23 protein-coding genes and 3 pseudogenes are annotated in these 26,086 nt (G+C 64.2%); 14 read left to right on the top strand and 12 right to left on the bottom strand.

From position 1 onward, the window contains the following. Positions 1 to 45: 45 nt before the first annotated feature. The 3 genes from OKW27_RS11930 (at position 46) to OKW27_RS11920 (ending at position 2,938) form a co-directional block, all read left to right on the top strand. A complete protein-coding gene (locus OKW27_RS11930; RefSeq protein WP_429333573.1) occupies positions 46 to 747 on the top strand; it encodes a GntR family transcriptional regulator in 702 nt (233 codons plus the stop codon). After that, entirely contained in the window at positions 744 to 2,051 is a 1,308-nt protein-coding gene (locus OKW27_RS11925; protein ID WP_429333572.1) for a LysR family transcriptional regulator, read from the top strand. Before OKW27_RS11930 ends, OKW27_RS11925 begins: the two co-directional genes overlap by 4 nt. A 290-nt stretch (positions 2,052 to 2,341) precedes the next feature. Continuing rightward, the gene (locus OKW27_RS11920) at positions 2,342 to 2,938 is read left to right on the top strand and encodes a molybdopterin-dependent oxidoreductase (RefSeq protein WP_184064395.1); all 597 of its coding nucleotides are present in this window, start codon (positions 2,342 to 2,344) and stop codon (positions 2,936 to 2,938) included. Here the strand turns inward: OKW27_RS11920 and OKW27_RS11915 are convergent. Beyond that, positions 2,933 to 3,133: a hypothetical protein gene (locus tag OKW27_RS11915; RefSeq protein WP_184064755.1), complete on the bottom strand. Its 201-nt coding sequence runs from the start codon at positions 3,131 to 3,133 to the stop codon at positions 2,933 to 2,935. The two genes, OKW27_RS11920 and OKW27_RS11915, sit on opposite strands and share 6 nt — an antisense overlap. 139 nt (positions 3,134 to 3,272) lie before the next feature. Between OKW27_RS11915 and OKW27_RS11910 the strand changes: the two genes are divergently transcribed. From OKW27_RS11910 to OKW27_RS11890, 5 genes are all read left to right on the top strand, one after another. Continuing rightward, complete coding sequence (locus OKW27_RS11910) at positions 3,273 to 3,683, top strand: DUF2946 domain-containing protein (RefSeq protein ID WP_429333571.1); 411 nt, start codon at positions 3,273 to 3,275, stop codon at positions 3,681 to 3,683. Between the two features lie 184 nt (positions 3,684 to 3,867). Next, complete coding sequence (locus OKW27_RS11905; protein WP_429333570.1) at positions 3,868 to 6,147, top strand: TonB-dependent receptor; 2,280 nt, start codon at positions 3,868 to 3,870, stop codon at positions 6,145 to 6,147. Between the two features lie 70 nt (positions 6,148 to 6,217). Next, positions 6,218 to 7,720: a PepSY-associated TM helix domain-containing protein gene (locus OKW27_RS11900; RefSeq protein ID WP_429333569.1), complete on the top strand. Its 1,503-nt coding sequence runs from the start codon at positions 6,218 to 6,220 to the stop codon at positions 7,718 to 7,720. Between the two features lie 99 nt (positions 7,721 to 7,819). After that, the gene (locus tag OKW27_RS11895) at positions 7,820 to 8,614 is read left to right on the top strand and encodes a DeoR/GlpR family DNA-binding transcription regulator (protein WP_429333568.1); all 795 of its coding nucleotides are present in this window, start codon (positions 7,820 to 7,822) and stop codon (positions 8,612 to 8,614) included. Beyond that, the gene (locus OKW27_RS11890; RefSeq protein WP_429333567.1) at positions 8,611 to 9,756 is read left to right on the top strand and encodes an MFS transporter; all 1,146 of its coding nucleotides are present in this window, start codon (positions 8,611 to 8,613) and stop codon (positions 9,754 to 9,756) included. Before OKW27_RS11895 ends, OKW27_RS11890 begins: the two co-directional genes overlap by 4 nt. A 183-nt stretch (positions 9,757 to 9,939) precedes the next feature. Here OKW27_RS11890 and OKW27_RS11885 read toward each other — a convergent pair. The 6 genes and pseudogenes from OKW27_RS11885 to OKW27_RS11860 all read right to left on the bottom strand — a co-directional run. After that, positions 9,940 to 10,377, bottom strand: a pseudogene (locus OKW27_RS11885) (sterol desaturase family protein); the annotation flags it as partial. 913 nt (positions 10,378 to 11,290) lie between these two features. Continuing rightward, positions 11,291 to 11,497: a hypothetical protein gene (locus OKW27_RS11880; RefSeq protein WP_429333566.1), complete on the bottom strand. Its 207-nt coding sequence runs from the start codon at positions 11,495 to 11,497 to the stop codon at positions 11,291 to 11,293. 26 nt (positions 11,498 to 11,523) lie between these two features. Continuing rightward, entirely contained in the window at positions 11,524 to 11,751 is a 228-nt protein-coding gene (locus tag OKW27_RS11875; protein WP_429333565.1) for a hypothetical protein, read from the bottom strand. 97 nt (positions 11,752 to 11,848) lie between these two features. Then, positions 11,849 to 11,992, bottom strand: a complete 144-nt coding sequence (locus OKW27_RS11870; protein WP_167368704.1) for a hypothetical protein — start codon at positions 11,990 to 11,992, stop codon at positions 11,849 to 11,851. A gap of 50 nt (positions 11,993 to 12,042) precedes the next feature. Then, positions 12,043 to 12,333, bottom strand: a complete 291-nt coding sequence (locus OKW27_RS11865) for a hypothetical protein (RefSeq protein WP_429333564.1) — start codon at positions 12,331 to 12,333, stop codon at positions 12,043 to 12,045. 247 nt (positions 12,334 to 12,580) lie between these two features. Then, positions 12,581 to 12,913 (bottom strand): DUF2322 family protein, encoded by a 333-nt coding sequence (locus tag OKW27_RS11860; protein WP_429333563.1) that lies wholly within the window; start codon positions 12,911 to 12,913, stop codon positions 12,581 to 12,583. A gap of 81 nt (positions 12,914 to 12,994) precedes the next feature. On the opposite strand from OKW27_RS11860, the pseudogene OKW27_RS11855 reads away from it, so the two are divergent. Then, positions 12,995 to 13,321: pseudogene (locus OKW27_RS11855) on the top strand (hypothetical protein); the annotation flags it as partial. A gap of 297 nt (positions 13,322 to 13,618) precedes the next feature. Here OKW27_RS11855 and OKW27_RS11850 read toward each other — a convergent pair. The 5 genes from OKW27_RS11850 to OKW27_RS11830 form a co-directional block, all read right to left on the bottom strand. Next, positions 13,619 to 14,470, bottom strand: coding sequence for a carbohydrate ABC transporter permease (locus OKW27_RS11850; protein ID WP_018423397.1), 852 nt, complete (start codon positions 14,468 to 14,470; stop codon positions 13,619 to 13,621). A 10-nt stretch (positions 14,471 to 14,480) separates the two neighbouring features. After that, the gene (locus tag OKW27_RS11845; RefSeq protein ID WP_090810189.1) at positions 14,481 to 15,455 is read right to left on the bottom strand and encodes a carbohydrate ABC transporter permease; all 975 of its coding nucleotides are present in this window, start codon (positions 15,453 to 15,455) and stop codon (positions 14,481 to 14,483) included. Between the two features lie 57 nt (positions 15,456 to 15,512). Further along, positions 15,513 to 16,766: an ABC transporter substrate-binding protein gene (locus OKW27_RS11840; protein ID WP_090806886.1), complete on the bottom strand. Its 1,254-nt coding sequence runs from the start codon at positions 16,764 to 16,766 to the stop codon at positions 15,513 to 15,515. A gap of 85 nt (positions 16,767 to 16,851) precedes the next feature. Next, the gene (locus OKW27_RS11835) at positions 16,852 to 18,831 is read right to left on the bottom strand and encodes a beta-galactosidase (RefSeq protein ID WP_429333562.1); all 1,980 of its coding nucleotides are present in this window, start codon (positions 18,829 to 18,831) and stop codon (positions 16,852 to 16,854) included. Positions 18,832 to 18,851: 20 nt separating this feature from the next. Further along, entirely contained in the window at positions 18,852 to 20,018 is a 1,167-nt protein-coding gene (locus OKW27_RS11830) for an ABC transporter ATP-binding protein (RefSeq protein ID WP_429333561.1), read from the bottom strand. Positions 20,019 to 20,210: 192 nt separating this feature from the next. Between OKW27_RS11830 and OKW27_RS11825 the strand changes: the two genes are divergently transcribed. From OKW27_RS11825 to OKW27_RS11805, 5 genes and pseudogenes are all read left to right on the top strand, one after another. After that, a complete protein-coding gene (locus OKW27_RS11825) occupies positions 20,211 to 21,254 on the top strand; it encodes a LacI family DNA-binding transcriptional regulator (RefSeq protein WP_429333560.1) in 1,044 nt (347 codons plus the stop codon). A gap of 628 nt (positions 21,255 to 21,882) precedes the next feature. Continuing rightward, positions 21,883 to 22,888, top strand: a pseudogene (locus tag OKW27_RS11820) (sugar ABC transporter substrate-binding protein). 97 nt (positions 22,889 to 22,985) lie between these two features. After that, the gene (locus OKW27_RS11815; protein ID WP_090806896.1) at positions 22,986 to 23,975 is read left to right on the top strand and encodes an ABC transporter permease; all 990 of its coding nucleotides are present in this window, start codon (positions 22,986 to 22,988) and stop codon (positions 23,973 to 23,975) included. Between the two features lie 20 nt (positions 23,976 to 23,995). Further along, positions 23,996 to 24,799, top strand: coding sequence for an ATP-binding cassette domain-containing protein (locus OKW27_RS11810; protein WP_208524305.1), 804 nt, complete (start codon positions 23,996 to 23,998; stop codon positions 24,797 to 24,799). Positions 24,800 to 24,841: 42 nt separating this feature from the next. After that, positions 24,842 to 26,086, top strand: coding sequence for an ROK family transcriptional regulator (locus OKW27_RS11805; RefSeq protein ID WP_090806900.1), 1,245 nt, complete (start codon positions 24,842 to 24,844; stop codon positions 26,084 to 26,086).

Genomic DNA, 26,086 nt, shown 5'->3' with positions numbered 1-26,086 from the left:
TGCACGCGTGGCTATACTGCGCTGCTTCCGACGAGCGACGAAACGATGAACGAGACCACCCAGCAAGCGATTGTGCAGACCTTACGCGAGAAGATCCTGTCGGGCGAACTGTCGCCCGGGCAGCGGCTCGTCGAAGCGCAGCTTGCGCAATGGCTCGGCGTGTCGCGCACGCCGCTGCGTTATGCGTTGAGCGTGCTGTCGTCGGAAGGCCTGCTCGATCGTTCGGGCTCGCGCGGTTACGTCGTGCGCCGCTTCAGCGTGCGCGACGTGCTCGACGCGATCGACGTGCGCGGCGTGCTCGAGGGACTCGCCGCGCGCTCGGTCGCCGAAAACGGCGTGAGCCCCGCGCTCGCCGCCGCGCTCGACGACTGCCTGCGTGAAGGCGACGCGATCTTCGAGCAAAAGCATCTGCAGCCAGGCGACGACGTGCGCTATGCGCAGATGAACGGCCGCTTTCATGCGCTGATCGTCGACGCGGCGCAGAACCAGGCGGTCACGGCCGCGCTCAGTCTGAACGACAAGGTGCCGTTCGTGTCGCCGTTCACGATCGCGTTCGACGAATCCGCGCGCGAGCGTCAATTCATGATGCTGATGTACGCGCATCGCCAGCATCACGCGATCGTCGACGCGCTGAAAAAAGGCGAAGGCGCGCGCGTCGATGCGTTGATGAAGGAGCACACGCATATCTCGAAGGAAAGTCTGAATCTGTCGCTGCCGTCGTTGCATCTGATCGCGGGCGCGGCATGAGCAACGACACGCTTTCCGCCTCAACCAGCCAGGCGAGCGCCAAAGCGCCGCTATCGGTCAGCAGCAAGGACCTGCTCAATCTCGCGCAACTGCGCGCATTCCGGCTCGTCGCCGATACGGGCAGCGCGACGCGCGCGGCGGCCGCGTTGTTTCGCGCGCAGTCGGCGGTCACGCGCTCCGTGCAGGAGCTCGAGTCGGCGCTCGGCGAACCGCTGTTCGATCGCGGTCCTTCGGGCATGCTGCCCACTCCGGTCGGCCGCGCGGTGCTGCATCGGTGCGAGCGGATCTTCGCTGAACTCGAAGAACTCTCCCGATGGTGCACCGCGCGACAGACGCGCCGCCGGCCCGTCGCGGAAGGCGCATTGCCCGCGTATCTGCTCAACACGCGGCGGTTGCAACTATTCGCGGCGCTCGCGCGGCATCGGCATATGCCGAGCGCGGCAAAAACCTTCGGCATCAGCCAGCCCGCGGTGAGTACCGCGATCCGGGTACTCGAAAGCGGCTCGGGACTGAGTCTGTTTCACCGCAGCCCGCGCGGCATTCTGCTGACGGCCGAGGGCGAGACGTTCCTGCTTCACGTACGCCGCGCGCTGAACGAACTGCGCCACGTCCCCGACGATATCGCCGCATTGCACGGCAAGATTCAGGGCTCGGTGACAGTCGGCGCGTTGCCGCTCGGGCGCACGCTGATCCTGCCGAAGGCGATCGCGCGAATGACCTCGGAGAATCCGGGCGTGCGCGTGGTGACCGACGAAAGCGCCTACGAGACGCTCGTGGCCGGTCTGCGCGCGGGCGACATCGATTTCATTCTCGGCGCGCTGCGCGACAACGACGCGACGAGCGGCCTGAAAAACGAGCGGCTGATGTCGGAAGACATGGTGGTGCTGGTGCGCCGCGGTCATCCGCTGACTCACGCGCACGATCTGACCATCATGGGTCTGCGCGACGCGCAGTGGATTCTGCCGCGCAGCAACGCGCCGGCGCGTGCGCTGTTCGAAACGCAATTCAAGCGGATGAAGGTGAAGCCGCCTCTGCCGACCGTCGAGACCGCCGACCTCGCGGTGATTCGCGGCCTGCTGCTCGGTACCGACATGGCGGCGGCCTTGTCGGCGCAGCAGTTGCATCACGAGATTCAGTCCGGGCAACTGGTGGTGCTCGATGTACCGCTGCACAACACGCGGCGCGAGATCGGCCTGACGATGCGCGCGGCGGGCACGCCGTCACCGGCCGCGCGCGCATTGATCGACGCGATCCGGCTGTCGGTCGTCGATGTGACGCGCACCGTCAGTATCGGCGCGAACTGAGCACTTCCATTGATCAGGGCGACAAAGAGTGGAGGCTTCTTGCGTTGCGCCTGGTTCGTGCGTCCCTGGGCATTGGAAAAGGACTTCGTCATAAACCTGCGAAGACGCGCACCGCATTGGACCGCCGCGCAAGGAACCGTGCCGGCTCCGGCGCGAACCGCAAGCGGAAATAGCATAGCGAATGACGCGTTAATGAAGCATCGCCATATCACGTGCGGCGACAATTCTCCGACAATAGAAGAGCGCGCACCTCACCACGCGGCGCATCGACGACACCCGGAGAAAACGTAATGAACAAACGCCAGTTCCTGACCAGCGCCGCGGCACTGGGCGCGGCGGTCGCGCCCGCATTCGGCGCGAAGCGTGAGCACGCCGAATGCGGGCCGTCTCCGGTCGTCCTGACGATCTCCGGCGCGATCAAGCACAGCAATCGCGGCGCGCTCAATCCGGCTTTCGATCAACTGCTGGCGAAGCACCAGGTGAAGTTTTCGCAAGCGTACGGCGTCGATCTGCCGTGGCTCGCCAGCATGAAGACCGTGACGATCCATCCGACGATCGAATACGATGCGCACATGCATACGTTTAGCGGCCCGCTGCTCACCGACGTGCTCGCAAACGTCGGCGCGCCCGACGCGGGCAGCACGCAAATCGTCATGCACGCGGTCGATGGCTACGCGGTGTTGACGACGCTCGACAAGGTGCGCGAGTATCACTTCATCGTCGCGACACAAATGGACGGCAAGCCGCTGGCGCTCGGCGGCGTGGGGCCGTTATGGGCGATCTACGACGCCGATCAGATTCCCGAACTCGCGGCCAAGCCACTGAAGGACCGCTTCGAATTGTCGCCGTGGGGCCTGTATCACATGCAGCTCACAGAGGCGTCATAGCGCGCCGCCGAATCGCTCGACGCACGCCTGCCGCACGCGCTCGACCGAGCTCGCCCACTGACCCAGCGCGAACGAACACGCACCGGCAATATTGAACGCTTCGGCCCGCTGATCGTTCGGCAAGGCGGAGTCTTCGAGCTGCGGCGCGACGAGGGGCAACGCGTCGACGAACTGCCCGGCCGAACATAGCGCCACGGCTCGCTGGTTGTCGCCTCGGCCTCAGCGCCCCGAAATGAGCGCTGTTTCATCGTCTAATCCGCCGTTATGCCCGTCATTACGAATGAAAGAATCGCGCGGTGATGCTAGAATCGCGCCCGTCTTTTCTTCGACGATCATGACTCGACACTCGCGCAACCACCTGACCGCATGGCTTGGCCTCGTCGCCATGTGGCTCGTCGCGTTCGCGCCGCTCATGAGTCAGTTGCTCGAATCGGGCCGCGCCCACGAGCCGATTGCCGCGCTATGTTCGGCGCTTCACCCGGCTGGTGCAAGCAATGTGAGCGATGCGAGCGTCGTCGCTCAAACCAGCCCCGCGCCCGTGCATCTAAGCCACGACGAGGCATTCGGCGCCTGCGGCTACTGTCATCTGCTCGAACATCACGTCGCGATGCCGACGCTCGCCGCCGTCGAGCCGCCGGCCGCGCTGCCGCTGGCCGGCACCGCGCCGCCCACGCTGTCCACCCGCTTCACCCCGCTTGGCGCCTTCCCGTCGGGACGTCCGCGCGCCCCACCTGCCGTTTCCTGATCGCTACCGGTTCTGATCGCGCCTTCGTCGCCCACATCGACGAGGCCTGCGATCGCCTGTTCAATGCATCGAGGAAACGCTCATGTTCAACTTCGCGCTGCGAAGGCTCTCTTATTGCGTCCGCCGTGACGCTGTCTTTTCCGCTCGTCGCGCGGTTCGTCGTTCAGTTCTTTGGCCCGCGCTCATGCCTGCCTTCGTGCCGGCTTTCGTCGCAACACCCACGCATGCCGCCGACGCAAACACCGACGCGACGCTGCCCGCCGTCAGCGTCAGTGCGAGCGCAAGCGCAAGCGCGAGCGCCGCACCGCGCGCCGTCGACCCGAACCTGCCGGCCTCCGTCGAAACCGTGACGCGCGATCAGTTCGCGAACTGGAACGTCGTCAACACCGAGGACGTGCTCAAGTACATGCCGAACCTGGCGGTACGCAAGCGCTTTATCGGCGATCTGAATTCAATCATCGCGGTGCGCGGCACCAGCAATACGCAGAGCGCGCGCGGCCTCGTCTATGCGGACGGCTTGCTGCTGAGCAACCTGCTCGGCAATAGCTATTCGTTTCCGCCGCGCTGGTCGATGGTGTATCCCGACGAAATCCAGCAGGTCGACGTAATCTACGGGCCGTTTTCCGCGCTGTATCCGGGCAATTCGCTCGGCGCGACCGTGCTGATCAGCACGCGCATGCCAAAGCAGTTCGAGGCCAACGCCGACGTGAAGGCATTCACGCAGCACTTCAGCCTGTTCGGCGTGAACCAGAGCTTCAACGGCAGCGAAGCGAGCGCGTCGATCGGCGATAGCATCGGCAAGTTCTCGTACCGGCTCGGCGTCAATCATCTCGAGAACACGAGTCAGCCGCTGCAATTCGCAACCCTCGCTAAATCGACCACGCCCGCCAAGGCCGGCGACACGCCCGTCACCGGCGCCTATTTCTACAACAACCAGACCAATGCGCCGACGGCCGTGCTCGGTGTGAACGGCGAAGGCATCGAGCACACGGTGCAGGACCAGTTCAAGCTGAAGATGCAGTACGACTTCACGCCGACGCTGCAGGGCGGCTTCACCCTCGGCTACTGGCACCAGACGTACAACAGCGAAACATCGACGTTCCTGCGCGACGCGGCCGGCAACCCTGTGTACAGCGGCAACGTATCGATCAACGGTTACCACTACACGATTCCGGTGGCCGCGTTTGCGCCGGGTGTCGGGCACAGCGAGAACTGGCTCTACGGCGTGTCGCTGAAAACGCGCAACGCGACCGGCTGGAACGGCGAGGCGATCGCCTCGTATTACGACATCGGCAATGGCGTCGCACGCACCGCGAGTGCCGGCGGTCCGGGCAATGGCCCCGGCACCGTGCTGTTCAACGACGGCACCGGCTGGAAGACGCTGGACCTGCGCGGCACCTATACGCCCGCGACGAACCAGCCAGGACTGGCCAATCACGCACTGAGCGTCGGCTACCACTACGACAACTACTTCGTCGACAACCAGACCTACAACACGCTGAACTGGCGCGACGGCGACGCGACCTCGTTCGCCAACGCGTTCACCGGCAAGACGCAGACGCAAGCTCTTTATGCGCAGGACGCGTGGCGCTTTCTGCCGCGCTGGAAGCTCGTCTACGGCGCGCGCTATGAAGACTGGCAAGCCTACGATGGCGCACAGTCGCTGCCCGGCACGACGATCGCGTACAGCGATGCCAGCCAGCGCCACCTTTCGCCGAAGGCGTCGCTATCGTTCGATGTCAGCGACGAGCTGACTTTGCGCGCGTCGATCGCTCGCGCGTATCGCTTTCCGACCGCGAGCGAACTGTTCCAGGGGCAAATCAACGGCTCCGCGATCGTCAACAACAATCCATATTTGCAGCCCGAAGACGATCTGTCGAAAGAGCTGAGCGCCGAATGGGCGCATTGGAATGGCGTGTTCCGCTTCTCCCTCTTTCAGGACGACGTGAAGAACACGATCTTCAGTCAGACCGACACCACCGTGATTCCGAGCGTGACGAACTTCCAGAACATCGGCAAGGTTCGCTCGCGCGGCGTCGAAGCAAGCTATTCGGGCGAGGACGTGTTCGTGCGCGGGCTCGATCTGCTCGCGAGCGTCGCGTACACGCAGTCGAAGATCCTCGAGAACGCACGGAATCCGGCCTCGGTCGGCAAGTACTTCTACCGCATTCCGCTGTGGCGCGCGAATCTTGCCGCGACGTATCACTTCGACGCGCGCGCGGCGCTGACGCTCGCTGCGCGTTACTCGGGTCGTCAGTACAACACGCTGACGAATACCGACACGAACCCCAACGTGTTCGGCGGCACCAGCACCTACACGGTTGTCGACGCGAAGTTCACGTTCAAGCCGACGAAGCTCAGCGAACTCGGCATCGGCGTCGACAACCTGTTCGACGCGCGCTACTTCGTCTACCACCCGTATCCGGGCCGCACGTTTTATGTCGAAGCGAAGCTGCATATCTAAGCCTGATGCGAGACGCGGCAAACCGCTTGTCGCACACGAACCATCGACCCATTTGCCCGACGAGGATTTCATGTCCACGACTCGAACCGCCGAACGCGTGCGCGCGCAGAACGGTACAACCGCCGCCACGAGCGGCCCGACACATCCAGGCTATCGAACACTGTGGCGCTGGCATTTTTATGCGGGCCTCTTCGTGATGCCTTTTCTACTCGTGCTCGCCATCACCGGCACGCTGTATTGCTTCCAGCCGCAGATCGAGCCGCTGCTTTATCGACAGCAACTGGTCGTCGCACCACAAGCCGTGCCGAGGCTGGCCGACAACGCGCTGCTCGCGAAAGCGCGCGCGGCGATGCCGCCCGGCTCGATCGCGACGACCGCCGTGATCACCCGCGATCCGCAACGCAGCGCCGAATTCGTATTTCGTCTCGCGGACGGCTCGCAGCAGAGCATCTATCTGAATCCGTATAGCGGCGAGGTGCTGGGCACGCTGAGCGTCGAGCATCGCTTGATGCAGGTGGATCGCATGCTTCATCGCAAGCTGCTGCTCGGCAAGCCCGGCGAACTGCTGATGGAACTGGCCGCATGCTGGACGCTCGTGATGATCGGCACCGGCGTCGCACTATGGTGGCCGCGCGGCAAAACGACCGCGCGCGCGGTGCTGCTGCCGCGCCTGGCGCTGAAAGGACGTCCGCTATGGAAAAGTCTTCACGCGGTGATCGGCATCTGGCTCGCCCTTGGCGCACTTGCGTTCGTATTGACGGGGCTGCCGTGGACCGGCTCCTGGGGCAAGCAGTTCAAGGCGTTCGCGACCGCGACGAAGCTTGGCGCTCCGCCGGGCGCGTGGGGCGGTTTGCCGTTGCGCTCCATCGTGCCGGGAACGCCCTCGGACCACCCGGACCACGCGAGCGTCACGCTCGCGCATGCCACGCGCGCCGACATGGACTCGATGCCCGGCATGGTCATGGACGACCTGCCGTTGCCGCTGACGCCGTGGGCCGTGGGCAACGCGAGCGTGCCCTCTTCCGCGGCCACCGACGCGGCGCAGCCTCTGTCGCTCGGGCATATCGTCGCGCTCGCCGCGTCGCTCGGTATCGCGGACGGCTACCGCATCGTGCTGCCGAACTCCGCAGCCGGCGTCTACACGCTCTCCTATTTCCCCGCGAATCCCAAAGACGAACGCACGCTGTACGTCGACCAATACAGCGGCGCGATCCTGAAGGACATTCGCTACGGCGATTACGGCGCGATCGCGAAGGCCGTGTCGTACGGCACCTCGCTGCATATGGGTCGCTACTTCGGCGTCGCGAATCAGATACTGTGCGCAGCCATTTCGCTCGGCCTTGGCGCGCTCGCTGTGACCGGCTTCGTGATGTGGTGGAAACGTCGGCCGCAACGCTCGCTCGGCGCGCCGTCGCGCGAGCGCGCCGCACCGCCGATGCGTGGCTGGACAACCGGCCTCGCGCTTCTCGGCGTCGTTTTCCCGCTGATGGGCGCAACGCTCGTCGCGGTGTGGCTGCTCGACCGGCTGGTTTTCGGCCGTGACTCACGACCGGAACCGAACGGCGTCGCGTGAGATCAAGACGAGCCGGGGCGCACCGCTTGTGCCTCACGAGCGTTTACGATATATTTTGCTCGTTTATGATCGATTCACTCCGAAACGGAGACGAGACCCATGCAGCGAACCCGGGAAGATGCAATCAACGGGCTACTGCCCGAGCAGCGCGAAGCACTGATTCTGGAGCGATTGCGCACGCATGGTCGCGTGCTCGCGGCCGAGCTGGCCGCCGAGCTGCAGATCTCCGAGCACACCGTGCGCCGTCATCTGCGCGATCTCGCGGATCAGGGGCACTGCAAGCGCGTGTACGGCGGTGCGCTACTGATGTCGCCCGCCGACAAACCCGCGGCGCTGCGCATGCATGAGGCCGTCGATCGCAAGGCACGCCTTGCCGCGGCGGCCGTATCGATCGTTCGTCCGAAGCAGATCGTGCTGCTCGACGCGGGCACGACGAACGTCGCGATCGCGTCGGCGCTGCCCGACAACGCCGGCCTGAGCGTCGTCACGAATTCGCCCGAGGCCTGCGCGCGGCTGCTGAACCGCCCCGGTATCGACGTGATCCTGATCGGCGGCCGCATCGCCGGCGGCGCGGCGGGCTCGCTCGGCGCGACCGCGCTGCTGCAGATCCAGCAGATCCGCGCGGACCTCTGTTTTCTCGGCGCCTGCGCCTTCGACCCCGATGAAGGCGTCGCCGTATTCGACGCAGAGGACGCCGAACTGAAACGCGCGATGGTCAAAGCGAGTAGCCAGATCGCCATCGCACTGACCTCGGAAAAGCTCATGACAGCGGCGCCGTTCGCGGTAGCGCCTGTTTCGGCCGTCGATTATCTGTTCGTCGAAGCGGACGTGCCGGACGCGCGTGTCGCGAGCCTCCGGGCCGTCTGCGATAACGTGATGGCGGCACGTCCATGAACTCACTCGTCAGGGAACGCATCGCGACGCTCGCCGTCTTTCTCGCCAACGGTTTCGGCATCGGCGCATGGGCGGTCGAGGTGCCGCGCATCAAGGAAAGCCTGGCGCTCAGCGACACCTCGCTCGGCATCGCGCTGTTCTGCTTCGCGCTCGGCGCCATCGTTGCGATGCCGCTCGCGGGACAGCTCGCGCCGCGCGTCGGCAGCGGCCGCGCCACCGCGCTGCTCGGCGCGGCATTCGCGATCGCGTTGCCGTTGCCCGCGCTCGCGCCGGGCATGCTGACGTTGTGCCTGGTGCTGTTTGCGCTTGGCGCGTCGAACGGCGCGCTCGACGTGTCGATGAACGGACATGCGAGCGCGATCGAAACACGCTGGCGCGCGCCGATCATGTCGTCGTTTCATGCCGCGTGGAGCGCGGGCGGCCTGCTTGGCGCGGCGAGCGGCGCGATGTTGCAGAAAAGCGGCGTCGGCGTCGTGGGCGGGCTGTTCGCGCCCGATCTGTTGATCGCGGCCCTGATCATTTTCGCCGCGTCGTTTGCGTTGCGCGATATCGGTCCGCGCGCGGCCGCCGCGTCGAGCGGCTTCGCATGGCCCGACAGCAGCGTGATGAAACTGGCGCTGCTCGCGTTCATGTGCATGCTCGTCGAAGGCGCGGTGGCCGACTGGAGCGCGGTGTACCTGCGCTCCACGTTGAACCAGGAAGCGAGCGTCGCCGCGATCGGCTACTCCGCGTTCGCGTTTTCGATGGCGGCCTGCCGGATCGCCGGCGATGCATCGGTGCGGCGCTTCGGTTCGAGCAAGGTCGTCGCGCTCGGCGGTCTGATCGCGCTCGCCGGACTCGCGCTCGTGCTGAGCCTGCCGACGGTGCTGACCGCGTGCGTCGGCTTCGCGATGGTCGGCATCGGTCTCGCGAATATCGTTCCGGTGATTTTCAGCGCGGCGGGTCGCTCGTGCGCAACGCCGGCGATCGGCGTGTCGATGGCGGCCACGTTCGGCTATGCGGGCTTTCTGGTCGGGCCGCCGCTGATTGGTTTCGGTGCCGGCGTGCTCGGCCTGCGCGCGGCGCTGGGCGTGCTCGTGATGGCCACGCTGATCGTGTCGCTGCTGGGCGGCAAGGCGGTGCGCGCCGCGCAACCCGCGTAGCCAGCGTTATTTCGCTTTCTTATCGAGCACGGCAAGCGGCTTGCGAACGGGTAACGCATCGCGTGCCGCATGCTGACCCAATGGCCAGCTGAACGCGCCGAGCAGCGAGCTCGGCTGCGTACCATCGTCGAGACCGGTGGCGGGCCACTCGTGTTTCGCGGGCACCCAACGCGTGCCGAACACGTGATCCCACATCGGCAATAGCTGCGTGAAGTTGTGATTGAAATGCTCGGCGCGAATCGAGTGATGCAGCCGGTGATACTGCGGATTGTTGACCCACGTGACGTAGCGGCCAAGGTCCATGCGCAGATTCAGATGCGCGAAATAGTTGCCGAACATGAACACGATCGAGGTCGCACCGACGATCCACGGCTCGACCTTGAACAGTACGCCGACGAGCGGATAAAGCAGGCAGCCCTTGAGCAGCACTTCTATCCAATGATGCCGCAACGTGATCGTCACGTTGAAATCCACCGCGCTATGGTGCAGCGAATGCAGCTTCCACAGGATGGGCCATGTGTGCTGCAAGCGATGAAACGCGTATTCGAGGAAATCGATCGTCAGCAGCACGATCACGAACGAAGCGAGCGCGCCCCACCCGCGCGACACCAGCACCACCATCCCGCCGCCGAGTGCATTGACGATCGCGACGCTCGCGGCCGCCGTCAGCGGCTTCGTGGCTTCCGCCAAGGCCAGATACAGACCCGCATACGCCATGTTCAGACGCTGCCCCGCGCGCGATTGCAGCAATGCGGCTGGCCAGCGACGCTCGAGCAACGCACCGACGCCCATCATGACCAGCACGAGCGCGTAGGCTTGCAGCCACAGGCTCGCGTGGTGCAGCAATGCGGGAAATGGGCTCGACGCTAACATGGAATTCCCTGATGCGGCGGTCGTTAGCATGATCTTCGCAGCCCGCCGGCCCGCGCGCAAGCGCCCTTTAGCGGGGGCCCGCCGCGAATTCGGCTTCACCCGCAAGCACGGAAAAAAATGGCGGGGTCATCGCTTCACGCCGTCACGATCGCGAGCGGACGTTAGATGCAGCCGTATCGTCCGCTCGCGTCGTCGTTGTTTGTCGACATCCGTTTGCTATTGGCCCCGCCGCACCTCGCAAGTTGCGCCAAGCTCCCCGGGCGCGAATCGCGAAGATTTTTGCTGCCGTCGGCATTTGTTCACTGCGTGAAATCCCGGCTGCAACATGTGTAGTTCTTGTGCATTCGTCATTGCAATGGCTATGCCATGCTGGAATGAAGGCTTGCTACGTATGGAGAAATGCCTGCCGGGGCACTTCGAAGCGGGCCTGATCGCACGCAATGCATCGGAAATGAGATGCCGCGGGGATGCCCCGACGCCTTCGTGCTGGCTCGCACACGTCGTTCGACGCGCGCGGGAAAACCCGAACGCGCATTGACGGACCAAGGTTTGCGACCCGTACCAGTCAACATGCCGACACGTCATGCGACGAAAGCGCGCCTGAATCATGCGGACCGGCGTGTCGCAAAGTTGAGACGGCAAGCGGCTTACAGCAGCGCGGTCATTGCGCGACACGCGACTCGAACTGCCGTAATTCATCGCCGGCAAGCGACCTCTTCTGCGGCAGGTCGACCTTGAGCGGATCCTGCGGCACACCGTTCACGGTGTACGCGGGAGCTTGCGCAGCGGGCGCGACCGGTGCGGGTGCCGACGCCGGTATCGGCACGCGGGCAACGGCCTGCGTCGAGTCCTTGCTCAGGAGCGACACGTCGGGGTCGCCGTTGCGCGACCGGGTTACGACAACGAAGCAAGCATGTTCGACAGCCGTCGGACATGGGCCTTGAACGCGTCGCTCGTTTCGCGGTTCGTGGTGGGATTCAGATGCGAGCTTTCGGCGAGTTGCGCCTGCTCGTGAAAGTCGTTGGCGATCCTGCGCTTGATATCGTCGGGCAGCGACCGCACGATGGAGATCAGCAAAGCCTCTTCGGCATGCAGCATGCCGAGAATCGAATGTGTGTCCATACGGGAACCTCCGTGGGGAACATCGTCGGTGCCGGCCGGCAGTGGCGCCGGCGCTCCTCATGTTACCCCGTTGGTTCCGCGTCGTTGGTCGTGCGCGTTACTCGGCGATCGAATAGCGCGACGGACGAGCACGCGGCTGCTCCGCCTCACGCTCGACGCGCGGACTCGCGCCGCGGATGAACAGGACCGCGCAAAACGCGACCATGGCCCAGATGCAAAGAATGACGGTCAAAGCGCTCATGTCAGTTTCCGGTACTTCGGGATAGTACGGTGATGCTGCCGCGTAGGCTGTCAATGCAGCGTGGACCGCTCGGGCGCACCGAACAGCAGCTCATCGATCAGGGCGGTCGTGAACGTCAGCTGCGTTTCGAGCGATTGGCGCGCGGCTTGCGCGCCGGCTTCGTCGCTCCGGGCGACGGCCGCGTGTGCCTGCGTGGCCAGACGCACGATGGCTTCGGAACCGCGTTGCAGTTCGCGCATCGCGCGGTCGTCCGGACCCGGCGTCGGCTGATCCCGTTCCGAGGTGGCGAGTTCCGGCAGGTCGGCGTCGAACCGGTGGGGTTTGTCGTGACGGGAAGACATCCGGGGCTCCTGACGGAAAAGCGCGATATACGCGACGGGACGAACCCAGTGTGCGCCGCCCCCCGCGTTTCAATTCACCGAACAGAAGCCGAATCTGAAGCCAATCCGGGGGCTTCGGGAAAAACGAGGGTTTTTATCGAGCAATTAGCGCAGGTGGGCCGCAAATCCCGCCGCCGGGGCGTTGGAAATTCGCGGCAGCGGCAGGAAAACGTCTACCTTGCCGGCGCGGAAAAGACTTTGAGCGGCCTCAAGCTGCCGGAGCAACATCGATGCGCAATGCCTCGCCGCCAGCGGCAATCGCCAGCAGGTGGTCGACGTTCGGATGCGCGCCCGGACGGTTGCGCGCGTCGGCCGTATGCTCGGCAAACAGCGCGAGGCCGTGTTCGGCCGCCTTCGCGTCGAGCGTGCCGAACGCGCCGCGCAGGTAGTTGTACACCGCGAGCGAGCCCTGCTTGCCAGGTTTGTTCTCGATGCTAGCGACCACGGTACCGCTGCCGTTGACCAGATCGATGCGTGCGATGCCGTCGATCGCCGGCATTCTGGCGAGATTTTCCTTGAAAACGTTGCTCGGTTCGATCATTGAAACCACTCCTTCCGTTCTAAAAAATGCATGGCGGGCCGTATCTTATCCGATGGGCGGCGAGCGGGCGAATTGGTGGCCACGACGGATCTCGATCTGCAGGTGCACACCGTGATGACATCCGCCAAGAGCTCGATCACGCGCACCGATACGCTGAGCTCGGGCACGTTGACGGGCAACCTCGCGGTGGAAACGGACTACACGTCGTTCGCGGACTTCCTGAACACGACGGCGAATAGCGACGGCTACTCGGTCAGCTACACGAATAGCCCCGCGACGAACCCGCTGTCGACCACGCCGATTGGACAGTTGCACTCCAACTTCGCCTGTACGACCAACCCGTTCGCGTTGACGGGCGGCACCAGCCGTACGCTGACGTGGACGCTGAAGTACGCTGATCCGGCCTGATAGCGGCAGGCGCCTTCCTTCCTGTTTTCAGGCAGGAAGGCCTCGTTCGATGGTTGATACGGGTAGCAGCCATACCCGTAGCAGAAGTTGGACCTCGCGAGCGAAGTCGGCGAAGGCAAGCGGCCTCTCGATAGTGCGCGCGCGGCGTTGAATGCCGTTATGCAGCGGGTCAACCCGGCGTCAGCTGAAAAGCGTTGATCGAGAAGTCAGCGTGCGAGCAGCGGTTCGCCACGCCGAAAAAAAGCCCGCTTCCGCGGGCAACCCTTCTCTACGCAGCAGCGCCACGCGTGAACAGCATCACCCCTTCGTCGCGCCAAACGTCAGACCCGCAACGAAATGCTTCTGCATCGCAAAGAACATCATGACCGACGGCAGCGCCGCCAGAATCGATCCCGCCGAAACGAGATTCCACGCGGTCGTCCACTGCCCTTTCAGCGCGGCCACGCCGACCGTGATCGGCGCGGCGTCATCGCCTTGCGTCAGACACAAGGCCCAGAAATAGTCGTTCCACACGAACGTGAACACGAGGATCGCCAACGCCGCGAGCGCGGGACGAATCAGCGGCAGCACGATCCTGAAGAACACGGTCCACTCGTTCGCCCCTTCGATGCGCGCCGCCTCGACCAGCTCGAATGGCAGTTGCTTGATGAAGTTGCGCAGAAACAGCGCGCAAAAGCCGGTCTGGAACGACACATGAAACAGAATCAGCGCGCTCACGGTATTGAACAGACCGAGTTGCAACGACAGATCCCGCACCGGAATCATCAACACCTGGATCGGCACGAAGTTGCCCGCGACGAACGTCGCGAACAACGTCGAATTGCCGCGAAAGCGATAGATCGCCAAGGCAAAGCCCGCCATCGCCGCGAGTGCGATCGAACCCACTACGGAAGGAACCGTAATCAGCACGCTATTCCAGAAGTAATGCAGCATCGGCGACGTCGTCAATGCCTCGCGATAGTTATCGAACATCGCGAAGTGCTTCGGCCATCCCCAGTAATTGCCCTCGCTCAGTTCTTCGGTCGAACGCACGGACGTGACCAGCACCGCGATCATCGGCAACAGCCAGATCACGAGTGCAATCGGCAACGTCAGTTTGTATGCGCGGCGCGTGGCCGGCTTCCATTTGTCGATCGGAATCGGAAACATCAGCGGCTCCTCATTGCTCGGCGCGCAGCATCCGCCGCAGGTGATAGACGATGTACACGAGCATGATGCCGAACAGCACCACCGCGATCGCCGCCGAATAGCCGATGCGGTAGTACTTGATCGCCTGGTCGTACATGAAATAGGCGAGCACCGTCGAGCTTTCGAACGGACCGCCGCCCGTCATCACCGAAATCAGATCGAAGCTGCGCAGCGCGCCGATGATCGTCACGACGATCGCCATGAACGTCGTGGGCCGCAACTGCGGCAGGATGACATGCCAGAGCATCGACCAGCCCTGCGCGCCTTCCATTCGCGCAGCTTCGATCTGCTCGGCGTTCAACGTGGTCAAGCCGGTCAGATAAAGAATCATGCAGTACGCGGTTTGCGGCCACAGCGCCGCGAACACGATGCCGAGCGTCGCATAGCGCGGATCGCCGAGCACCGGCACGCCGTGGCCGAGCATCATCGCGAGCAGGCCGAAGGTCGGATCGTAGAACCATGAAAAGATCAGTCCGACCACGACCCCCGACAACACGAATGGCGCGAAAAACAGCGACTTGACGATGCGGATGCCCGCCACCGCCTGATTCAGATACAGCGCGACGGCGAGGCCCATCGGCGGTGCGAGCAAAAACAGCACGAGCCAGATCAGGTTGTTCTTGAGCGCCGTATAGAACGTGGGCGTATGGACCAGCTCGATATAGTTCGCGAGGCCGATGAAGGTCGGCTCGGTCATCCCATCCCAGTTGAAGAAGCTCAGGCGGATCGTCGAGAGGATCGGCCACACCACGTACACGGCCACCATGAAGCAGGCCGGCGCGAGAAACAGGAACGCGGCGCGCCGCTGCCGCCGTGCGGTCGGCGTCGGGCCGCGCCGGCGCGACGCGACCGACGCGCCGCTCAGCGCACCGCTCGACGCCGGCAAGCCCGGGCCGCCGGGTTCAACAGGACCGTCGACGCTACGACGGCTGACGGAATGCGACACGATCAATCTCCCGATCCAATCCGATGCATCGGACAGCGGCCTTGCGGCCGCCGCCGCTCACTTCTTGTAGATACGCTGACGCGTCTGCTCGAGCTGCGCGAGGATGTCGTCCAGTTTCGAGGGATCGGAGACGAACTGCTGCATCCCCTTCATCCCTTCGTCGGCCATTTCCTTCGTCATGTCGCGATCGTAGAACTGCGCAATGCCGCCCTTCGTGTTCGACAGGATCTGGAAGCCGATCTTCGAAATCGGATCTTCAGGCTCCGGCGATTTGCTGTTCGCCGACAACGAGCCGAGTCCCTTTGCGAGTTGCGCACCGATCTGAGGCGTCTCGACGAACGCAAGGAACGTGTGCGCATCGGACTTGTTCTTCGCTTTCGACGGAATATGCAGCGATTCGACCGGCCCGTCCTCGGCGGTCGGCACCTTGGAGTCGATGATGGGGAACTGGAAGTACCCCATTTGCGGCTTCACGTTGTCCGGGAAACCCGCCGCAATGAACGTCCCCATCAGCATCATGGCAGCCTTGCCCTGGAACAGGAACGGCTGCACCGCGTCGAGATCGTAGGACAGTGAATTGTTGATGAAGTAGCCGTCGTCGATCAGTTGCTTCCACGTCGTATAGACCTTCTTCACGCGCGGATCGGTGTACGGAATTTCGCCGGCCATCAGCTTCTGGTGAAACGCATTGCCGTTCAGGCGCAGATCGAGATAATCGAACCAGCCGGCCAGCGTCCAGGCATCGCGGCCCGCCACCGCGATCGGTGCAATGCCGGCGGCCTTCAGCTTTTTCGCGGCGTCGAGAAACTCGTCCCACGTTTTCGGCTCGCCCTTGATGCCGGCCTTCTCGAACAGGTCCTTGCGATAGAACATCCCCCACGAGTAGTACACGGTCGGCGCGGCATACTGCTTGCCCTTGTACGACGATGCTTCCTTCGTCGACGCATACATGTCGTTCCAGCCGTTCTTCTGCCAGTCGCCGGTCAGATCCTCGAACAGGCCACGCTGCGCGTAATACGCCATACGCTCGCCGTCGTGCCAGTTGACGATATCCGGCGCGACAGTCGAAAGCCAACCCGGCAACTGAACCTTGTAGGCTTCCTCATCGATGAACGATACCTTCACGTCGATCCCGGGATGCGCCTTCTTGAACTCGTCGACCACCTGCTGCCAAACCGCGCGCTGGCTCGCACCCTTGTACGCGATGTTCATCGCGAGCGTGGCCGCCTGCGCGGTGCCGACGACCGAGGTCCCCGCGGCAACCGCGGCCAGCGCGAGCGCCAACAGAATCTTGCGTGGTTTCAGTTTCATCCTGACTGTCTCCTTCTTTCCATGGTTTTTACGTCGTTGTCGCTTCTATATCGAATGACTGCGTGGAATTGCCAAGGCCGGACTTCTATTGCGAGCGGTAGACCGCCACCCCTTGCGGCGCCACCTCCCGGGAGCCGATCACGAATGCGTCGTCGGAAATGTCGTCGAGCGCGTGGGTGCTATCGCCATAGTTGAACACATACGTCAGTCCGCCGCGACGGCTGATGCGCACGCTGTCGCCGAGTGCCTGCGTTTCGAGGCCCGCTTCCTGCGCGATGCGCGCGAACAGGCGCACGGTCAAGGCGTCGTCGAACAGGCTCGCGAAGTAGTGATACGCGCCGCTTCGCACGTACGCCGGATGATCGTCCGCGAAACGCGCGCGCACGTCGAATGAAGATGATGCATCGCTGTCGATGAAATCGCGCCAGTGTCGCGCGAAGCCCTCGGCGGCACCGCCCTGCTGTTCGAGCACCACGGCTTCGGTCACGTTCGGCCGCATCGATTCGACGCGCCACACGCGCAGCGGCAGCACCGACGTCAATGCGCCCGGCGGCAGATTCGCCGGAATCCGCAGCTCGCGCGTCTTCGATCCGGTGCGTGGACCGAGCACGACCTGCGCGCCCGAGCGCGCGAGACGTTCGGCGAAATCGTCGGGCACGACCGGCAGCGGCGGCACGACGACGAGGCTATAACCATCGAACGATGCATCGGCCGGCACGACATCGACGTCGAGTCCGAGCGCGCGCAAAGCCGAGTAGTACTCGAACGCGAACCGCGGATAGTGAAAGTCCGCGCCCTGCGGATGAATCTCGAACAACCACTTCGCTTCATAGTCGTAGACGAGCGCGACTTTCGAGCGGATCGACGCATTGGCGTCGGCGCTCCCGGCGAGCACCGCGTGAATTTCGGACGCCACCCGCGATGCTTCATTGCCGCCGACGTCGAGCCGGTTGTCGGGCGTATTGAGCCCCGCATGCATCTGCTCCTGCGCGAACGGCGCCTGACGCCAGCGGAAATACGACACGCAGCCCGCGCCGTGGGCGAACGCTTCCCAGCTCCACAGCCGCACCATGCCCGGCAGCGGCGCCGGATTCCACTGCGCCCAGTTCACCGGTCCCGGCTGCTGCTCCATCACCCAGAACGGCAGCTTCGACATGCCGCGATACACGTCGTGATTGAACGACGCGAAGTCCGGATGACCGCTGCGCAACCAGCGCGCCTTGATGTCCGGCGCGAACCACTGCTCTTCGAGCGCGCCGAGCGGATAGCTGTCCCACGTTGCGACGTCGAGATCGGCCGCGACCTTGTAGTGATCGAACTCGGTGAAGAGCTGCATGAAGTTGTGCGCGACCGGCCGCCCCGGCGAATGCGCGCGAATGATCTCGACCTGCATGCGGTTGTAGCGCGCCACTTCGTCGGATGCGAAGCGCCGGTAGTCGAGACGATGCGAAGGATGCGCCTCGGTCACGGTGCCGACCGGCGCGTCGATTTCTTCGAAGCCGCGGTACTCCATGCTCCAGAACACTGTGCCCCACGCCTCGTTCAACGCCTGGATCGTGCGATAACGCGCCTTCAGCCACTCGCGAAAGCGCGCGACCGCGGCCGGCGAATAGCTGACCACCGTGTGATGACAGCCAAATTCGTTATCGGTCTGCCAGAAAGCGACCGCCGGATGCTTGCCGTAACGCTCCGCCACCGCCGTGCAAATACGACGCGACGCCTCGAAATACGCGGGCGACGAGAAGTCGTAATGACGCCGCGAGCCGAACGCGCGCGGACGTCCATCGGCGCCGATTGGCAAGATCTCCGGATGACGATCGATCAGCCACTTCGGCGGCGTCGCGGTCGGCGTACACATGACGACCTTCAGGCCAGCCGCGCCGAGCACGTCGACGGCGCGATCGAGCCAGCCCCAGTCGTATTCGCCGGGAGTCGGCTCGATCCGGCTCCAGGCGAATTCCGCAATCCGCACCTGCTCGATGCCGAGCGCTTTCATCCGGCGCGCGTCGTCGTCCCACATCGACTCGGGCCAGTGCTCCGGGTAATAACAGACTCCAAGACGCATCCCTATGTCCCCAGTGTTTTTCAAGCGTAGTGTTCGACGGATTCGAGCGACGCGGCCGCGAAACCGTCCTCGGTAAACAGATGACAGGCCGTGCGCGACACCCGCAGACTCGCGCGATCGCCTGGAGAGAGGCGCGTGTTGCCGGGCGCCTTGGCGATCAGAACGGCGCCGCCGGGTTGATCGAGGTGCACGTAGCTGTGTTCGCCAAGCTGCTCGACGAGCGATACGGTGCGCGCGAGCACGCCGTCTTGCGACGCGGCCGCATTCGTCGTGGCCGATGCATCGACGAACTCGAGATGCTCGGGACGCACGCCGAGCGTGACCGGCTGCGCTGGCTGCAGTCCGGCGCTGCTGACCGGCACACGCACGTTCTCGCCGGTGTGATCGAGCGTGACGAGCACGCCCTGCGCATCGAGTGACGCCACCTTGCCCGGCAGGAAATTCATTCGCGGCGAGCCGATAAAGCCGGCCACGAAGCGGCTTTTCGGGCGGTGATACAGCTCGAGCGGCGCGCCGATTTGCGCGATGCTGCCGTAACGCTCGGTGTCCTTGCCCGAATGCAGCAGCACGATCTTGTCGGCGAGCGTCATCGCTTCGATCTGATCGTGCGTCACGTAGACCACGCTCGCCTTCGCAAACTGCTTATGCAGACGCGCGATTTCGACGCGCGTTTGTCCGCGCAAGGTTGCATCGAGATTGGACAGCGGTTCGTCGAACAGAAACACGCCGGGCTCGCGAACGATCGCGCGGCCGATCGCGACGCGCTGCCGCTGCCCGCCCGACAGCGCCTTCGGCTTGCGCTCGAGCAGTGCCTCGAGTTGCAGGATGCGCGCGGCCTCACGCACCTTGCGCTCGATTTCATCCTTCGGGGTCTTCGCGAGTTTCAGGCCGAACGCCATGTTCTCGAACACGCTCATGTGCGGAAACAGCGCATAGCTCTGGAACACCATCGCTACGCCACGCTGCGCGGCCGGCACGTCGTTGACCATCTTCCCGCCAATCGACAGGTCGCCGTCGGTCACATCCTCGAGCCCGGCGATCATGCGCAACAGCGTTGACTTGCCGCAACCCGACGGGCCGAGAAACACGCAGAACTCGTTTTCGCCGATGTCCAGATCGACGTTGCGAATCACCGGCGCACCGTCGCCATACGCCTTCTGCACGCCTCGTAACGAAATGCTCGCCATTGCATCGACTCCGTGATTTAATCGGTGCGAAGTCGGAGATTAAGCGCTTAATCAGCATGACCGAAAAATCGATCGCAAGGCGATCGTTGGTCTGTCTCCGATATCGTTTTGTACGTTGTTCGATGACAGATGTTGCCGCGCCTCGCGCCGCGACGCAAATGTCGGACAGCCATCCCAAATACTGACCATATCATGCCCACACTCAGCGAAGTCGCGCGTCATGCCGGCGTCACGCCAGCGACCGTGTCCAACGTGCTGCGCAAGCGCGGCCGCGTTGGCGAAACGACCCGGCAACGCGTGCTCGAGGCAGTCGCGGCGCTCGGCTATCGCCCGCATCTCGCCGCACGCGCGCTCGCCGAGGGCCGCGCGCCGACGCTCGCGCTAATGGTGTCGAGCATCGCGAATCCGTTCTATCCGGAGTTCGCGCTCGCGGTCGAACGCGCTGCGCGCACGAGCGGCCACTTCGTGATCATCTGCAATACCAACGACGATCCGCTAAGCGGCCGCGCGTACCTCGACCAGATCGCCGGCACCTTGTCCGAAGGCGTGCTCGTGACCAACGCGAACCTCGATTTCGCCGATCTGCACGAGACCGAAGCGCGCGGCACGCCGGTCGTGCTGTGCATGTGGGAGCGGCCCAACGAGCCGCCCGGGCTGCCGTGCGTCGCGGTCGATTTCCGGCTGGCCGGCAAGCTGTCTGGCGAGCATCTGCTCGAACTCGGGCATCGGCGCTTTGGTGCGATCGTCGGCAGCAAGGTGTCGGGCATTCACGTGGCGCGCTTCGAAGGTTTCGTCGACGCGTTGCGCGCGGCCGGTGTGACGAGAAATCGCGTTCGACACGCGGCCGACACGATCCACGGCGGCTACCTGGCGGCCCGCGCGCTGCTCGAAGCCGATCCGCAACTCAGCGCGATCTTCGCGACCAACGATTTGCCTGCCCTCGGCGCGATGCACGCGGCCGCGGATCTGGGCCTGCGCGTGCCGGACGATCTGTCCGTGATCGGCATCACCGACATCCAGCTCGCGCGCGAGTCGCGCCCCGCACTGACGACGGTGGCGGTGCCGACGGTCGAGGTCGCTGGACTTGCAGTGGAACTGCTGCGCGAGCTGATCGAGACTTCGTACGGACAGCCGGGACGCGCCGCGCGGGACATGCCGGCGCACGTGCCGATGCGGATTTCGTCCGAGCCGAAACTGGTCGTGCGCGCATCGACGGCCGCACCGCGTTCGGGTTGATGTGGCGGTTACAGCCGCGCCGCAAGGTTGCAGTAACGCGCAATTGCGCGGGCACACCGATGCGTGGCGCGAACGACACCTGTGCGAACGTCCGGACGCGCGCCTGGACCGTTTCGCATGCGAGCGCGGCCAACGCCGCGGTGACCAGAAAGTCGTCGCTGCCACCAGTGCGAAGGCATGGGTCTCTCCGAAAAGTTCGCATTCAGTCGCCGCGCGCAAGCGCTGTTCCGCCGCAACCTCTCGCAAACATTCATCGCCCACTGAAAAAGCGCGTTACGCACCTCGAATTGCGTTGAAAAACCACCGCTGACATTTCAACCCGCTTTCAGACGGGCCAGGACTTTCCCCAAGCGGAGAAGCGCCGCTTCGCACTGCAGCACAGCGCCAAAGCATTACCACACAAGGCTCTCAGCCTGCACGCGGTTCGCGGCGCGGCGAATTTCCGCGTTCACATTTCCTTGACGAGCAGTCGCGGGCCTGCTGTACTAAATCAACCCAAGTGATTTAGGCGATTTCCTTCGGACCACATTACGTCGAAGCGTCATCGTCAAACGTCAAGCCCGCAGCTTCGCAGTTTCGATCTATCTGCAGTCCCATACGTCGTTGCCAATAACCGGAGGAGCGTCTCATGAATCTGAATTCCCACAGGCGTCCTGTCGCCAGGACAATCGCGTCGATGTGCGCCGCGGCAGCGGCGCTGTGGTGCGCAAGCGCGAGTCAGGCCGCCGACCAGCCCGTCATCGGTCTGATCACGAAGACCGATACGAACCCGTTCTTCGTCAAGATGCGTCAGGGCGCGGACGCGGCCGCGTCGAAAGACGGCGCGAAACTGATCACGGCCGCCGGCAAGTTCGACGGCGACAACGCGAGTCAGGTCACCGCGATCGAAAACATGATGACGGCCGGCGCGAAAGCAATCCTGATCACGCCGAGCGACACCAAGGCGATCGTGCCGAGCATCAAGAAGGCGCGCGCGGGCCGGTGTGATGGTCATCGCCCTCGATACGCCGACCGATCCGCAGGACGCAACCGACGCCCTGTTCGCCACCGACAACTTCAAGGCCGGCGTGCTGATCGGCAAATATGCGAAGGCCGCGTTGAACGGCAAGCCCGCGAAGATCGCCACGCTCGATCTCGCGCCGGGCGTGTCGGTCGGCGTGCTGCGCCACAACGGCTTCCTCGAAGGCTTCGGCATCAAGGAAGGCGATCCATCGATCGTCTGCAGCCAGGACACGCGCGGCGATCAGGCGAAAGGTCAGACGGCGATGGAAAACTGCCTGCAGAAAGCGCCCGACATCAACGTGGTCTACACGATCAACGAACCGGCCGCGGCCGGCGCGTATCGCGCGCTGAAGGCGGCGGGTAAGGACAAGGGCGTGATGATCGTGTCGATCGACGGCGGTTGCGAAGGCGTGCGCAACGTGAAGGCCGGCGCGATCGCGGCGACCTCGCAGCAGTATCCGCTGAAGATGGCCGCGCTCGGCGTCACCGCCGGCGTCGACTACGCGAAGACCGGCAAGAAGGTGTCGGGTTATCACGACACCGGCGTCACGCTGATCACCGACAAGCCGATGTCCGGCATCGACAGCAAAGACACGAAGTTCGGCCTCGACAACTGCTGGGGCAACAAGTAACGCGCATTGCATAGCAGCCCGTTGCGCGTCGCACCGGGCCGCCAATTGAGTTGCCGCGTGACCTTCATGTCACGCTCATGTACCGAGGACTGCCATCATGTCGACCCCTTCCGCGCCCGCCGGCCGGCCGCGCCCGTCTTTCACCGAGCACCTGCCGTCGCTGTCCGAAATCGGACCGCTGATCGCGCTGGTGCTGGCCTGCGCATTCTTTGTCTCGCAGAGCAGCCGCTTTCTATCGTTCCAGAACCTGTCGCTGATCCTGCAACAGACGATGGTCGTCGCGGTCATCGCGATCGGCCAGACACTGATCGTGCTGACCGGTGGCATCGATCTGTCCTGCGGCATGGTAATGGCCTTCGGCTCGATCATCATGACGAAGTTCGCGGTCGTGCTCGGCGTGCCGCCGATCCTCGCGATTCTGTGCGGCATCGGCGCCAGCACCTTGTTCGGCTTACTGAACGGTCTGTTGATCACGCGCATCAAGTTGCCGGCGTTCATCGTCACGCTGGGTACGCTGAACATCGCGTTTGCGCTCACGCAGATCTACTCGAACGCGGAAAGCGTGTCGAACCTGCCCGATGCGATCATGTTCCTCGGCAGCACGTTCAGGCTCGGACCGGCGGAAGTCACGTACGGCACCGTGCTGACGCTGCTGATGTATCTGGGCACGTGGTTCGTGCTGCGCGACACGGTGCCCGGCCGGCATCTGTACGCGCTCGGCAACAACGCCGAGGCCGCGCGACTGATGGGCCTGTCGTCGCAGCGGATTCTGCTGACCGTCTACACGCTTGCCGGCGCGATATACGGCATCGCCGCGCTGCTGTCGGTAGCGCGCACCGGTGTCGGCGATCCGCAGGCCGGGCAAACCGAGAACCTCGACAGCATCACCGCGGTCGTGCTCGGCGGCACGAGTCTGTTCGGTGGACGCGGCTCGATCGTCGGCACCTTGCTTGGAGCGCTGATTGTCGGCGTATTCCGTAACGGCCTGACGCTGATCGGTGTTTCCTCGGTGTACCAGGTATTGATCACCGGCATCCTCGTGATTCTCGCGGTCGCCGCCGATAAACTCTCGCACCGCGGCCGTTGATCCCGCACAGGAGCCCTGTCATGTTGACCTCCGCCTCCCCTTCCACGTCCGCTGCGATGCCGGTTCTGCAGGCACGCGGGCTCGTCAAACGTTACGGCAACGTGACCGCGCTCGACGGTTGCGATTTCGAAGTGCTGCCCGGCGAGATCCTCGCGGTGATCGGCGACAACGGCGCGGGCAAATCGTCGCTGATCAAGGCGCTCTCGGGCGCGACGGTGCCCGACGAAGGCGAGATTCTGCTCGACGGCAAACCGGTCAAGTTTCGCAGTCCGCTCGATGCGCGCGCACAAGGCATCGAGACCGTGTACCAGGAACTCGCCGTCGCGCCGGCGATGAGCATCGCCGAAAACCTGTTTCTCGCCCGCGAATTGCTGAAGCCCGGCTGGCGCGGCTCGCTGTTCAAGATGATCGACAAGCGCCGCATGCTCGACGAAGCGACCGCCGCCATGAAGGATCTGCAAATCGGCATTCGCTCGATGCGCCAGGCGGTCGAAACGCTGTCCGGCGGCCAGCGCCAGGGCGTCGCCGTTGCACGCAGCGCGGCATTCGCGCGCCACGTGGTGATTCTGGACGAGCCCACCGCCGCGCTCGGCGTGAAGGAAGGCAACATGGTGCTCGAACTGATCCGGCGCGTGCGCGAGCGTGGCCTGCCGGTGATTCTGATCAGCCACAACATGCCGCACGTGTTCGAGATCGCGGACCGCATCCATATCCAGCGGCTCGGCCGGCGCGCGGCGCTCGTCAATACGAAGGACGTGCACATGTCGGAAGCGGTCGCGATCATGACCGGGGCGAAGGAAGCCGACGTGAAGGCGATCGCATGACGCGCCGCCCAATCCGCTGAGCCACGAGGCCGGTACACGACAATGGACACCCCCAGCACCAGCAGGCGTTCGCCGGTCAAACGCACAGTCGGTTCGAATCAGGTCGGCATGCGGCAATTCAACGAGCGCATCGTCCTGCAAACGATCCGCTTGCATGGACCACTGCCGAAGGCCGAGGTCGGCCGCCTCACGCGTCTTTCGATGCAGACGGTGTCGATGATCGTCGACCGGTTGATCGCCGACGGCCTGCTCGAAAAGCACGCGCGCGTGCGCGGCAAGATCGGCCAGCCGTCGGTCCCGATCGCGTTGTGCGCGGACGGCGCGTACACGATCGGTATCAAGGTCGGACGCCGCAGTCTCGACGTGCTCGCGATGGACTTCGCCGGGCGCATCGTATGCCGCGACGTATTCGAGTATGCATATCCCGATCCGCGCGCGCTGTTCCCCGCGCTCGAAAACAAACTCGCGCGCGTGAACCAGACGCTCGGCGCGAAGGCGGGCAAGGTGGTCGGCGTCGGTGTCGCGGCGCCGTTGTGGCTCGGCGGCTGGCGCGACTTTCTCGGCGCGCCGCCCGACGCGCTCGACGCCTGGAACGACATCGATCTGCGCGCGCGCATCGCGACGATAACCGGCCTGCCCGTCGAGTTCGCCAAGGACACCACGGCCGCCTGCGCCGCCGAACTCGTGATGGGCCAGGGCCGCGGCATCCACAACTTCCTGTATCTGTTCGTCGGCACGTTCATCGGCGGGGGTCTCGTGATCGACGGACGTCTGCATGGCGGTCCGCACGACAACGCGGGCGCGGTCGGCTCGATCCCGCTGCGCGAAGGCGGCGCACGCAAACCCGCGCGGCAGTTGCTGCACGCGGCATCGGGCTTCGTGCTCGAACGACTGTTCAGCGATGCGGGCGCGCCGGCGGCCGCGGCGCATGATCATCGCGCGTTGTCGCCCGAGTTGTGGCGGCATACCGAGCGATGGCTCGACAGCGCGTGCCCGGCGATCGCGAATGCGCTAACCAATGCGGCCGCGTTGCTCGATCTCGAAGCCGTCGTGATCGACGGCGAGTTCGACCGGCTACTGCTGCGCGAGATCATTCGCCGCACCGAGCGCGTGCTCGATCGTTTCGAATGGGAAGGGATGGTGCGGCCGCAATTGCTCGAAGGCGCGATCGGCGCCGATGCCCGCGCGATGGGCGGTGCGATTCTGCCGCTATATGCGCATTTCGCGCCGGTGCATGAGCTGTTCCTGAAGCCGGCGGCGTCGGAGACGGGTTATAACGAGCGGTGA

It is taken from the genome of Paraburkholderia sp. 35.1 (genome assembly GCF_050436525.1).
Taxonomy (GTDB): domain Bacteria; phylum Pseudomonadota; class Gammaproteobacteria; order Burkholderiales; family Burkholderiaceae; genus Paraburkholderia; species Paraburkholderia tuberum.
The sequence above is the reverse complement of the archived record's forward strand: the minus strand, read 5'-3'. Positions and strand labels throughout refer to the sequence as shown.

What these genes read in the sequence shown, in the direction of transcription:
- OKW27_RS11930 (WP_429333573.1), top strand. Translation starts at nt 46, where the DNA reads ATGAACGAGACCACCCAGCAAGCGATTGTGCAGACCTTACGCGAGAAG.
- OKW27_RS11925 (WP_429333572.1), top strand. Translation starts at nt 744, where the DNA reads ATGAGCAACGACACGCTTTCCGCCTCAACCAGCCAGGCGAGCGCCAAA.
- OKW27_RS11920 (WP_184064395.1), top strand. Translation starts at nt 2,342, where the DNA reads ATGAACAAACGCCAGTTCCTGACCAGCGCCGCGGCACTGGGCGCGGCG.
- OKW27_RS11910 (WP_429333571.1), top strand. Translation starts at nt 3,273, where the DNA reads ATGACTCGACACTCGCGCAACCACCTGACCGCATGGCTTGGCCTCGTC.
- OKW27_RS11905 (WP_429333570.1), top strand. Translation starts at nt 3,868, where the DNA reads ATGCCTGCCTTCGTGCCGGCTTTCGTCGCAACACCCACGCATGCCGCC.
- OKW27_RS11900 (WP_429333569.1), top strand. Translation starts at nt 6,218, where the DNA reads ATGTCCACGACTCGAACCGCCGAACGCGTGCGCGCGCAGAACGGTACA.
- OKW27_RS11895 (WP_429333568.1), top strand. Translation starts at nt 7,820, where the DNA reads ATGCAGCGAACCCGGGAAGATGCAATCAACGGGCTACTGCCCGAGCAG.
- OKW27_RS11890 (WP_429333567.1), top strand. Translation starts at nt 8,611, where the DNA reads ATGAACTCACTCGTCAGGGAACGCATCGCGACGCTCGCCGTCTTTCTC.
- OKW27_RS11875 (WP_429333565.1), bottom strand. Translation starts at nt 11,751, where the DNA reads ATGGACACACATTCGATTCTCGGCATGCTGCATGCCGAAGAGGCTTTG.
- OKW27_RS11870 (WP_167368704.1), bottom strand. Translation starts at nt 11,992, where the DNA reads ATGAGCGCTTTGACCGTCATTCTTTGCATCTGGGCCATGGTCGCGTTT.
- OKW27_RS11865 (WP_429333564.1), bottom strand. Translation starts at nt 12,333, where the DNA reads ATGTCTTCCCGTCACGACAAACCCCACCGGTTCGACGCCGACCTGCCG.
- OKW27_RS11860 (WP_429333563.1), bottom strand. Translation starts at nt 12,913, where the DNA reads ATGATCGAACCGAGCAACGTTTTCAAGGAAAATCTCGCCAGAATGCCG.
- OKW27_RS11850 (WP_018423397.1), bottom strand. Translation starts at nt 14,470, where the DNA reads ATGTTTCCGATTCCGATCGACAAATGGAAGCCGGCCACGCGCCGCGCA.
- OKW27_RS11840 (WP_090806886.1), bottom strand. Translation starts at nt 16,766, where the DNA reads ATGAAACTGAAACCACGCAAGATTCTGTTGGCGCTCGCGCTGGCCGCG.
- OKW27_RS11835 (WP_429333562.1), bottom strand. Translation starts at nt 18,831, where the DNA reads ATGCGTCTTGGAGTCTGTTATTACCCGGAGCACTGGCCCGAGTCGATG.
- OKW27_RS11830 (WP_429333561.1), bottom strand. Translation starts at nt 20,018, where the DNA reads ATGGCGAGCATTTCGTTACGAGGCGTGCAGAAGGCGTATGGCGACGGT.
- OKW27_RS11825 (WP_429333560.1), top strand. Translation starts at nt 20,211, where the DNA reads ATGCCCACACTCAGCGAAGTCGCGCGTCATGCCGGCGTCACGCCAGCG.
- OKW27_RS11815 (WP_090806896.1), top strand. Translation starts at nt 22,986, where the DNA reads ATGTCGACCCCTTCCGCGCCCGCCGGCCGGCCGCGCCCGTCTTTCACC.
- OKW27_RS11810 (WP_208524305.1), top strand. Translation starts at nt 23,996, where the DNA reads ATGTTGACCTCCGCCTCCCCTTCCACGTCCGCTGCGATGCCGGTTCTG.
- OKW27_RS11805 (WP_090806900.1), top strand. Translation starts at nt 24,842, where the DNA reads ATGGACACCCCCAGCACCAGCAGGCGTTCGCCGGTCAAACGCACAGTC.